Below are 10,547 nucleotides of genomic sequence, written 5' to 3' on the forward strand. Positions count from 1 at the left end.
CTATATCGCGGTGAGTAATTTATACCACCAGCCGCTCTTTTTCAAGGGGGAGAGGTCGATTTCTTTTTCATCTTCCACAAGGCCGAAAACGCAGGAGCCGCTGCCGCTCATTATCGGTTTAACACCTACCTCTTCAAGGACCGGCTTAACTTCCCTCTTGACCCTTTCAACGCAAGGGTGCTTACTCTCCTCAAGGTCGTTGTGGGCGTTTTCGGCAACTTCTCTCAGGTTCCCTACTATAAGAGGAGAGATTATGAGCTTCTCGGCGTCTTCAACGCCCATTTCCCTGTTTATCGGAGGAAGGCTCTTGTAAACCTCCGCCGTAGGACAGCTAAAGTCGGGATAGACAAGTAAAAGCTTAAAGTGGGCGGGATTGTAGTGTTTGAGCTTCTCCCCCCTGCCCGTTGCCACGGCCAGGCCGCCCCTAATGAAGAAGGGAACGTCGCTGCCTATTTGAGCGGCAAGCTGGTGAAGCTCCGGCTCCGAAAGAGGCTTCCCGTAAAGGGTGTTTAAAGCCTTCAGGGCCGCAGCAGCGTTCGAGGAGCCTCCCCCAAGGCCCGCACCAATCGGAATCTTCTTCAGCAGCTTTATCTTAACGTTGGGCTTTATGCCGGTAGCCCTCCTAAAGAGCTCCGCAGCCTTTACTATGAGGTTGCTCCTTCCCAAGGGGAGCAGCTGGTCGCCTTCAACCTGGAGTTCGAACCTATCGGAGGGCATAAAGGTAAGGGTGTCAAAGAGGTTAACCGTGTGTAGAACGGTAACGAGCTCGTGGTAGCCGTCGGGCCTCTTGCCGTTTATCCAGAGGGAAAGGTTAACTTTTGCCGGTGCAGGAACTATAAGTTTCATAACCGCAATTATACAGCGTGGAGGCAGTTTGAAGGTTGTCTTCTACCTTCACAGGGTTTACCCGGAAAGCGGACCCGACGACCTCTCTCTGAAAAGCTTTGAGAGGGTTCTAAAGGCGATAAAGGGACGATTCAAAGTTGTTCCCCTTCAGGAGCTCCTGTCGGCAGATTCCGGGGGGAACCTGGCCTCGATAACTTTTGACGACGGCTACGCCGATAACTGGGTTTACGCCTACCCCATTTTGAAAAAGCTCGGACTGAAGGCCCACCTATTCATAACGGCAAACAGAATCCAAAACGCCCCAACGGTAAGGCCAACGCTCTCAGACTACTGGAGCGGTAAAGTAAGCCTAAGGGAACTCTTTAAACCCACCTCTATGGGCGAGTGTCACATCCGTTTTTTCAGGAACGGGGACCTAAGCGAGTTTCTAACCTGGGAAGAGCTTCACGCCATGGCCGACGTTTTCACCTTCGGGGCCCACGGACTGAACCACGGGAAGCTCCCCGTATCAGAGGAGATAGTCGACTTCTTCGACGGCAAAAACCTCCACCGGGACTTCCTCTTCCCCGAACCCGAGCTCTTTCCCGGAAAGCCCCGGTTTAAAACCAGAAGTACCCTTTGGGGTCGGGCCTTCATACCGTCACGGGAGCTCCTTGAGCTCTGCAGAAGTTTCCCAAAAGAGGGCAACTGGAAAGAGCGCCTCAGGCAAGAGCTACGCTCGGTTAAACCCGGCAGGTTGGAAACGGAGAGAGAGGCGGCCTCCCGAATAGAGTCGGAGCTCCTTGAAACGAAACGGCTTATCAGGGAAAACCTCGGAATAGAGCCCGATACCTTCTCCTGGCCCTTCGGTCACTACACTTCCCTCTCAAGAGAAGTTGCATCGAAACACCACTCCTTCCTCTTCACAACGAAGCGGGGAGTCCTAAACGGCGCCTCGCCCCTTGAGCTTCCCAGAGTTCCCCTGGGAAGAGACCTCTTCACCGCACTGGGCAGGGTTATAACTTTCTCCACGCCCCTTTGGCGCTTATACCAACGTTTTAAGCGGGGTAAGAGCCTATGAGCCTAACCGTTGCCCTTTTAACCTACAACTCCCGACGCCACTTAGAGAAGGTCCTGAAAAGCGTTGAAAGGGTTGCCGATGAAATAGTAGCTCTCGACTCAGGCTCAACCGACGAAACGGTTGAAATTCTAAAGCAGTTCGGAGCAAGAGTTTTCACCCGGAAGTTCGACAACTTCGTAAACCAGAAGAACCACCTCCTCTCCCTGTGCAGAACCCGGTGGGTCCTCTTCCTCGACGACGACGAAGTTCTATCGGAGGAGCTGGCCCGAAGCGTTAAGGAGGCGGTAAGGGAGGAAAAGCACGCCGGCTACCACCTTAACAGGGTTACCAACTACCTGGGGCGCTGGATAAGGCACGCCTGGAACCCCGACTGGCAGCTCCGCCTTGCAAAAAGGGAAAGGTGCCGCTGGGTGGGAAACGGCGTCCACGAAAGGCTTGAAGTAAACGGGAGCCTGGGTTACCTTCAAGGAGAGCTTCTCCACTACTCCTACTCCTCCCTCTCGGAACACCTCAGGAAAATAGACCTCTACTCCACCCTCTACGCCGAAGGCGCCCACCGAAAAGGAAAGCGCTTTTCGCTCCTGAAACTGCTCACCTCGCCGGCCGGCGCCTTCCTAAGGAGGTTCGTACTCAAAAGGGGATTCCTCGACGGCTTTGAGGGGTTCCTCCTCTCGGTTATGGCCTCTTACTACTCATTCCTGAAGTACGCAAAACTGTGGGAGATTGAGAGAAATGGCCCGAAAGGCACTGGTGGTTCTCGATGAGCGCTGGAACAGCGCGCTGACCGACTTGGGGCTGAAAATCGCCCGCTCTTTAAACTGCCGGGTAACCGTTGCCGCCTTGAAAGGATACCCGGCCTTCAGCCGCGCCGCAGAGCTCGGCCTTGAGACTCTACCGATTGAAGACCCGAGGCGAGGGCTCCCCCTTAAAGCCTTCCTCTCGTTTAAGAAGGCCGTGGAAGCGGTAAAACCCCAGGTAGTTGTAACCATAAGGGGCGACGAGATGCTCTTTGCCGCCCTTCTAAAGAAACGCCACGGCTACAAGCTCTTCAGGGTTCACGGCCACGCAAAGGGGATAAGGAACACCCTGCTCAATAGGTTCATCCATAAAAGATTCGTAAACGGGGTTGTAGTAAGCAGCAGAAGGCTGTTGAACGATGTGGTTGCACCCCTTGAGAAGCTCCTGATTCCGGGAATCGTAGATACATCCCTCTTCTCCTTTAGCCAAGAGGCGAGGCACCGCTGGAGGAGGAGACTCGGCGTTCCGGCAGAGCTTCCGCTCATAGGAGTGGTTGCACGGTTCGACCCCGTAAAGGGCCACGACCTCCTCTTCAAAGCGCTCCACGCCGTAAAAAACCAAAGGTGGAAACTTGTAGTTGTTGGCAGGGAAGAGGGAGTATCCCTCCGGCAGCTAAAAGAGCTTGCGGCCTCGCTGGGCATACTTGAACGGATAGCGTTCTTCACAGACAGAGTAGCCGACCTGCCTGGCCTGCTCTCGGCGTGCGACATCGGAGTTGTCCCCTCTAAAGGCTCAGAGGTGGTTTTAAGGGCGCCCCTTGAGTTTATGGCCTGCCGCACCTGCCTTGTGGCAACGGCCGTTGGTGCACTTCCCGAGGTTATCGCCCCGCCGTGGGGCAGACTTGTGAAGCCATCGGCCGACGGCATAGCTTTAGGTCTATCCTCCCTCCTCAAACTCGGAGCGGAGAGGCTTTTAGAATTGGGTAAGGCGGCTCAGGAGGTGGCCCGTGAGAAATACTCTTTTGAAGCTCTTTCTCCCCGCATTGATAGGTTTATCTGCTCTGGGGTGCGCAACGGCCAATAAGCCGGTTTACGACCAGGCTGGGGTTGTGGAGCGATTTCCAAAATCCTACTTGGGCTCTTACGTTGAGCTCGTAGGAACCGTTACCGACAAAAGGCCCCAAGACCTCTTCCCTCCCTACCCGGGAGACCCTCTACTGTGCGATAGCTCCGGCTGCATCTACATCCACGACGACACCGAAGACCTAAACAAGTTCTTAGGCAAAAAAGTCAAGGTGCTCGGCTTCGTAAAGGTGGATACCTTCAACTTTCCCTACGTTGACGTAATCAAAATAGAACCCCTGGGGAGGTAGGAGTGGCCGGCTTCATAAAAGCCTTTGTTATCGTGCTCGTAGTTGTAACCTCTCTACTGCTTCTTCTTATGGCAGTAGGCTCAACCATAAGGAGCGGTAAGAAGTAGTGTTTATTCAGGTTGCCCTCAACCTTCCGGTAGAGGAGCTTTTCACCTACAGAGTCACCGGCAGGGAGTCCCACAAGCCGGAGGTGGGCAAGAGGGCCATAGTGCCCTTCGGCCCCTCAAACCGGCTTCAAACCGGAATAATCGTTTCCGTTTCCACCTCTCCTCCCGAGGGAAACTTCGAAATCAAAGAGGTCTTCGACATCCCCGACCCATACCCCCTATTTACAGAAACCCTGTTCCGGCTGGCCGAGTTCGTCTCCCGCCGCTACTGCTCCTCTTTAGGCGAGGCCCTCTTTCGCTTCCTGCCGGGAGCGTTTATAGTGGAAGAGAAAGTCAGAGTTTCCCCACTAAAGCCGCAAAAGCCCTTAACCCCCAAGGAGGAGGAGCTTCACACCCTCATCTCCTCCTTCTCCTCCCCCGTTTCGGTCTCCTTCCTAAGGAGGAAATTTGGGGGAAGCTCACTCAACGCCTACCTCAAGAGGTTGGTAGAAAAAGGAGCCGCCCGGCTCAACACCCAACTTAAACCGGGCGGGCCCCCAAAAGAAAAGTGGGTCCGCTACCTGAAGGAAGGTAAATGCGGTCCGAAGGGCAGAGAGCTTCTCAACCTCTTAAAAAAACACGGCGAACTCCCGCTGAAACACCTAACCTACTTCGGTTTCTCCCGAGGAGTAATAGAAAACCTCCGGCAAAAAGGCCTCATACAGATAACAGAAAAAGAGTCTCTCCTCCCGCCCCCTCCCCCGAGCCTCTCACCAAGGGGCACAACAGAACTCACGCAAGAGCAGAAAGCCGTTCTGGAGAGCCTCTTCAAGTACAGAGGAATTCACCTGCTCAGCGGAGTCACCTGCTCCGGGAAGATGGAGGTCTACTTACACGCCGCAAGGAGAGCTGTAGACTCGGGCAACTCGGTTCTGATTCTCGTCCCCGAACTCCTACTTACCCCGGAGCTCCAAAGCAGAATAGAGTCCCTCTTCGGCACAAACTACGCACTCTACCACGGGGGCCTCACGCCGGCCCAGAGGGCATCGGTATGGCTAAAGGCCCTTAAAGGAGAAGTGCCGCTGATTGTAGGAACGAGAATCGCCGTAGCCCTTCCCATGAAAAACCTCGGCCTCATAGTCCTCGATGAAGAGCAAGACCCCTCATACAAAGAGCAACAAAAACCCTACTACCACGCAAGAACCGTTGCAGTTAAGCGCTCCGAGCTGGAAAAAGTGCCTCTCCTTCTCGTTTCGGCAACGCCCTCTGTAGAAAGCTACTACCGGGCCAAAAGGGGGGAGTTCCTCTTCCACTTCCTACCGAGCAGAGTAACCCGAATTCCGCCCCCGAAAGTGGAACTTGTAGACCTCAAAAAAGAGAGGAAACGGGTAGGGATATTCAGCGAGAAGCTCCTATCTGCCCTTGAAAGAGCCGTCAACTCGGGAGGCCAAGCCCTCCTGTTCATAAACAGAAGAGGATACAGCCACAAAATAATCTGCCCCAACTGTGGCTATACCCTCAACTGCAAAAAGTGCGGCGTTCCCGTAACCTACCACAAAGAGAAAAAGTGCTTCATCTGCCACCTCTGCGGAACCCGCTACAAACTAATCTTCAGGTGTATCAAGTGCGGTCAGCGCCTGGAGTTCACAGGCTACGGCACCGAGAGAGTCACCCAAGAACTCAAACTCCTCTACCCCAACTGGAAAATAGAAAGGTTCGACCTCGACACCGTCAAAACCTACAAAGACGCAAACCGCCTCATAAAACTCGCTGTAGAGGGAAAAATAGACGTCATCGTCGGCACCTCAATTGCCGTAAAGGGTCACAACCTTCCCAACCTCACCTTCTTAGGTATACTAATCGCAGACCAACTCACCGGCCCGCCCGACTACATGGGAGCGGAAAGAGCCTATCAGGCCATCGTCCAGGCCATAGGACGGGTGGGAAGGTTCAAACCCGGATACGCCGTCGTCCAAGCCTTCAACCCCGACTTCTACCCAATCAAATACGCCGTAACCGGCCAGTTCCACACCTTCTACGAAGAAGAGCTGAGCTACAGAAAACTCTTCAACTACCCGCCCTACACCTTAGGAGCCGTTATAGAAGTAGAAGTACCGGAAACACAAAAAAGCAAACTGAAAGAACTCTACGCTGCCATGAAAAAACTCCCATCCCAGGAAGTCTCAAAGCCCCTACCCCTCCCCAACGGCAAAACCTACTCAATCTTCATCAAACTAAAATCCGACACCCTACTTCCCAAAATCAAACAGCTCCTCTCCCGATTCAAAGTTACGTATAAAATAGATGTAGAACCCATCAAAATACCCTGAGAGGTGGAACATGAAAAAACTGCTCATTCCCCTCGCCATAGCTGCAGCCGTCACGGGATGTGCAGTAAACCAAAAACCCCCAAAAACAACCGTCCTAACCCAAGAACAGGTAAAAGCTGAGCTCCTGGGAGACACCGTTCCCATCTACCCCGGCTTCCAGCTGGTATCCGACAAAAGCTTCATCTACGAATCCGGTAACATCAAAGTGGGAAGGCTCATATTCAAAGGAGACGCTCCCGTAAAAGACATCGTCTCCTACTACAAAGCCACACTGCCGGAAAAAGGCTGGGAACCTGTAGCCATAACCATCTACGGCGACAGCGCCCAACTCACATACGTAACCCCCGACCAGTTCCTCCAAATTCAAGTGAAAAAACAGTTCGGGCAAACCTACCTAATCATATCCTTAGGCCCTCGCGGACAAGCTTCCGCAGAAACACCTCCTCAGGTATTGACAAACCAAAACTGAGCTCTATCTTATATGGCTGTAGCTGAGCGGGCGTAGCTCAGTTGGTAGAGCGCAACCTTGCCAAGGTTGAGGTCGCGGGTTCAAGTCCCGTCGCCCGCTCCATAAACTTGACACCTTCAAAACAAGGTCTATATTATCGGCTCGCAACAGCTGAATACGCTCTCCAAACCGGCAGCTCCAGGCTGTCGCCAAGGACGAACCCTTAACCGGGTTCCTCTCCCCCTTGACAACTCAGATAACACGACTAAATTTAAACTTCGCGCTCTTTGAAAACATCTTCGAATACGGCCCTCAACGTCAACCCCTTGGCAGATAACTCCCTCTCTTAACCAGGGGTTGACAACCAAAAAGGAGGGGTATAAATTTAGCAATCGCTCCAACCGAGCAAAAAATCAAACCCCTCCACAGGAGCTATTATCAGCTCCTGTACCCTCAACCCCTTGCAGAAAAGACCACAACCTGCAAAAGGGGTTGACACAGTAAAAGCGAGGGCATAAATTAGATAGTTGCGCGGCACGGATAACTTCCGTAGCCGGTCTTTGACAGGAGAATAAGGGACACGCACCTGCGCTGAGTCCTCAAGCCTTTACGGCTTTCCCTTGAGGTGTTCCGTAGGGTTGTTCTCCTACGGGCGGATTCGAGTTTCACCTTGACTCCAATTTCTTCCGCTGGAGAGTTTGATCCTGGCTCAGCGCGAACGCTGTCGGCGTGCCTAACACATGCAAGTCGTGGGGCAGCGGGCCGGTTCCTTCGGGAACCGGTGCCGGCGACCGGCGAACGGGTGAGTAACGCGTGAGCAACCTACCCCGAGGAGGGGGATAACCCGGGGAAACCCGGGCTAATACCCCATAAGCGCACAGGCCGCATGGCCCGTGTGAAAAGGGTGGCCTCTGCTTCGCATGCTGCCGCCTCGGGATGGGCTCGCGTCCCATCAGGTAGTTGGTGGGGTAACGGCCTACCAAGCCTACGACGGGTAGCTGGTCTGAGAGGATGGCCAGCCACACCGGGACTGAGACACGGCCCGGACTCCTACGGGAGGCAGCAGTGGGGAATCTTGGGCAATGGGCGCAAGCCTGACCCAGCGACGCCGAGTGGAGGATGAAGCCCTTCGGGGTGTAAACTCCTGTCGCCGGGGACGATGCGGGCGGGGGTGAATAGCCCCCGCCCGTGACGGTACCCGGAGAGGAAGGGACGGCTAACTACGTGCCAGCAGCCGCGGTAATACGTAGGTCCCGAGCGTTGCGCGAAATTACTGGGCGTAAAGTGCGCGTAGGCGGGCCAGTAAGTCAGAGGTGAAAGCCCCCGGCTCAACCGGGGAATTGCCTCTGATACTGCTGGCCTAGGGTCCGGAAGACGCTGGCGGAATTCCCGGTGTAGCGGTGAAATGCGTAGATACCGGGAGGAACACCGGTGGCGAAGGCGGCCAGCGAGGACGGTACCGACGCTGAGGCGCGAAAGCGTGGGGAGCAAACCGGATTAGATACCCGGGTAGTCCACGCTGTAAACGATGGGTGCTGGGCGTTGCACCCTAAAGGGTGCAGTGCCGAAGCTAACGCGTTAAGCACCCCGCCTGGGGAGTACGGCCGCAAGGCTGAAACTCAAAGGAATAGACGGGGGCCCGCACAAGCGGTGGAGCATGTGGTTTAATTCAATGCTACGCGAAGAACCTTACCAGGGCTTGACATGCCGGGGGTAGCCCTGCCGAAAGGCAGGGTCGTGGCCCCCTTCGGGGGGCCCACCCGGCACAGGTGGTACATGGCCGTCGTCAGCTCGTGCCGTGAGGTGTTGGGTTAAGTCCCGCAACGAGCGCAACCCCTGTCCCTAGTTGCCAGCGGGTAATGCCGGGCACACTAGGGAGACTGCCGGCGACAAGCCGGAGGAAGGGGGGGATGACGTCAGGTCAGTATGCCCCTTACGCCCTGGGCTACACACGTGCTACAATGGCCGGGACAGAGGGATTGCGAAGCCGCGAGGTGGAGCAAATCTCAGAAACCCGGTCCCAGTTCGGATTGCAGGCTGCAACTCGCCTGCATGAAGCTGGAATCGCTAGTAACGGCCGGTCAGCTACACGGCCGTGAATACGTTCCCGGGCCTTGTACTCACCGCCCGTCACACCCCGGAAGCTGGCTCTACCAGAAGTCCCCGAGCCAACCCCCCTCTCGGGGGGAGGCAGGGGCCGAAGGTAGGGCCGGTGACTGGGGTGAAGTCGTAACAAGGTAGCCGTAGGAGAACCTGCGGCTGGATCACCTCCTTTTATGGAGCAGGGGCGGGCAGCGCCCGCCCCTAAAAGATGGCAGGTGCGTGTCCCTTATCGTCTTGTCAAGGGCCAGTAGCTCAGTCGGTTAGAGCGTACCCCTGATAAGGGTAAGGTCGGTGGTTCGAGTCCACCCTGGCCCACCACAAGAAGTGTGGGGACGTAGCTCAGCTGGGAGAGCGCCTGCCTTGCAAGCAGGCGGTCGCCGGTTCAAGTCCGGCCGTCTCCACCATTAATTCCCTAACCAGTGGTGGGTTCAGAATAACTGGCCCGGAAAGAGGGGTCTTTGACAGCAGAATAAGGGAACCAGCACTGAGGTAGTGTAAGGCCGAGGTGCTAAGGGCACACGGTGGATGCCTTGGCGCCAGCAGGCGATGAAGGGCGTGGTAAGCTGCGATAAGCCCCGGCGAGGCGCAAACAGCTGATGACCCGGGGATGCCCGAATGGGGAAACCCGGCGGGCTCAAAGCCCGTCATCCCGGCTTTGCCGGGAGGCGATACCCGCCGAACTGAAACATCTCAGTAGGCGGAGGAAAGGAAATCAAACGAGACTCCCTGAGTAGCGGCGAGCGAAAGGGGACCAGCCCAAACCGGGTGGGTGTTAAAGCCCGCAGGCGTTGCCCACCCGGGGTTGCGGGACGCACCTGGAGGAGGCTGCGGACTCCTCGGGGAGTTACAAAAGGCTCGGGTAGCCGAATGGCCTGGAACGGTCAGCCGTAGAGGGTGATAGCCCCGTAGGCGAAACTCGAGCCTCTCCCTGGGGTGCGCTCCCAAGTACCGCGGGACACGTGGAATCCTGCGGGAATCCGGGGGGACCACCCTCCAAGGCTAAGTACTCGCTGGCGACCGATAGCGCACCAGTACCGTGAGGGAAAGGTGAAAAGAACCCCGGTGAGGGGAGTGAAAGAGAGCCTGAAACCGTGTGCCTACAAGCGGTCGGAGGGGAGCGTAAGCTCCCTGACGGCGTACCTTTTGCGTAATGGGCCAGGGAGTTACTCTCGGCGGCAAGGCTAAGCCGTAAGGCGGAGCCGTAGGGAAACCGAGTCCGAACAGGGCGCTAAGTCGCCGGGAGTAGACCCGAAACCGTACGATCTACCCATGGCCAGGTTGAAGTCCGGGTAACACCGGATGGAGGACCGAACCCACTGGTGCTGAAAAACCAGGGGATGAGCTGTGGGTAGGAGTGAAAAGCTAATCGAGTACGGAGATAGCTGGTTCTCCCCGAAATAGCTTTCAGGCTAGCCTCACGGTCGAGTCTGCCGGAGGTAGAGCTACTGGTGGGGCTAGGGCCCCGAAAGGGGTACCGAACCCCGCCAAACTCCGAATGCCGGCAGATGCTCCGTGGGAGTCAGTCCGCGGGGGATAAGCTCCGTGGACAAGAGGGAAACAGCCC

Annotated in this window: 7 protein-coding genes, 3 tRNA genes and 2 rRNA genes (1 of these 12 only partly in view); 11 read left to right on the forward strand and 1 reads right to left on the reverse strand. The window is 55.9% G+C overall.

Translation table 11 applies throughout. The annotated features are described in order from the left end of the window. On the reverse strand, positions 1 to 846 hold the full coding sequence (gene ispE, locus THEAM_RS08300) for a 4-(cytidine 5'-diphospho)-2-C-methyl-D-erythritol kinase (protein ID WP_013538379.1): 846 nt from the start codon (positions 844 to 846) through the stop codon (positions 1 to 3). 28 nt (positions 847 to 874) lie between these two features. Here ispE and THEAM_RS08305 point away from each other — a divergent pair, with 28 nt between their 5' ends. The 11 genes from THEAM_RS08305 to THEAM_RS08355 all read left to right on the forward strand — a co-directional run. Then, positions 875 to 1,906: a polysaccharide deacetylase family protein gene (locus tag THEAM_RS08305; protein ID WP_013538380.1), complete on the forward strand. Its 1,032-nt coding sequence runs from the start codon at positions 875 to 877 to the stop codon at positions 1,904 to 1,906. Further along, on the forward strand, positions 1,903 to 2,670 hold the full coding sequence (locus THEAM_RS08310; protein WP_013538381.1) for a glycosyltransferase family 2 protein: 768 nt from the start codon (positions 1,903 to 1,905) through the stop codon (positions 2,668 to 2,670). Before THEAM_RS08305 ends, THEAM_RS08310 begins: the two co-directional genes overlap by 4 nt. Further along, complete coding sequence (locus THEAM_RS08315; protein WP_013538382.1) at positions 2,639 to 3,727, forward strand: glycosyltransferase family 4 protein; 1,089 nt, start codon at positions 2,639 to 2,641, stop codon at positions 3,725 to 3,727. The genes THEAM_RS08310 and THEAM_RS08315 overlap by 32 nt, the downstream gene beginning before the upstream one ends. 25 nt (positions 3,728 to 3,752) lie before the next feature. After that, entirely contained in the window at positions 3,753 to 4,016 is a 264-nt protein-coding gene (locus tag THEAM_RS08320) for a hypothetical protein (RefSeq protein ID WP_157629632.1), read from the forward strand. A gap of 106 nt (positions 4,017 to 4,122) precedes the next feature. Continuing rightward, positions 4,123 to 6,432: a replication restart helicase PriA gene (gene priA, locus THEAM_RS08325; protein WP_013538385.1), complete on the forward strand. Its 2,310-nt coding sequence runs from the start codon at positions 4,123 to 4,125 to the stop codon at positions 6,430 to 6,432. Positions 6,433 to 6,442: 10 nt separating this feature from the next. Next, positions 6,443 to 6,901: a hypothetical protein gene (locus tag THEAM_RS08330; RefSeq protein WP_013538386.1), complete on the forward strand. Its 459-nt coding sequence runs from the start codon at positions 6,443 to 6,445 to the stop codon at positions 6,899 to 6,901. A 26-nt stretch (positions 6,902 to 6,927) separates the two neighbouring features. After that, positions 6,928 to 7,003 (forward strand) — tRNA-Gly (locus tag THEAM_RS08335). Between the two features lie 563 nt (positions 7,004 to 7,566). Beyond that, a 16S ribosomal RNA gene (locus tag THEAM_RS08340) occupies positions 7,567 to 9,155 on the forward strand. Positions 9,156 to 9,224: 69 nt separating this feature from the next. Beyond that, positions 9,225 to 9,301, forward strand: a tRNA-Ile gene (locus tag THEAM_RS08345). Positions 9,302 to 9,311: 10 nt separating this feature from the next. After that, positions 9,312 to 9,387: transfer RNA gene (locus THEAM_RS08350), tRNA-Ala, on the forward strand. A 94-nt stretch (positions 9,388 to 9,481) separates the two neighbouring features. After that, positions 9,482 to 10,547, forward strand: a 23S ribosomal RNA gene (locus THEAM_RS08355); it runs 1,912 nt beyond the window's last position. The 16S and 23S rRNA genes sit together here with 2 tRNA genes alongside, the layout of an rRNA operon.

The sequence above is a fragment of the Thermovibrio ammonificans HB-1 genome (assembly GCF_000185805.1).
Classification (GTDB): Bacteria; Aquificota; Aquificia; order Desulfurobacteriales; family Desulfurobacteriaceae; genus Thermovibrio; species Thermovibrio ammonificans.

Coding starts and splice junctions, on each gene's coding strand:
- ispE (WP_013538379.1), bottom strand. CDS start 846: ATGAAACTTATAGTTCCTGCACCGGCAAAAGTTAACCTTTCCCTCTGG.
- THEAM_RS08310 (WP_013538381.1), top strand. CDS start 1,903: ATGAGCCTAACCGTTGCCCTTTTAACCTACAACTCCCGACGCCACTTA.
- THEAM_RS08315 (WP_013538382.1), top strand. CDS start 2,639: ATGGCCCGAAAGGCACTGGTGGTTCTCGATGAGCGCTGGAACAGCGCG.
- THEAM_RS08330 (WP_013538386.1), top strand. CDS start 6,443: ATGAAAAAACTGCTCATTCCCCTCGCCATAGCTGCAGCCGTCACGGGA.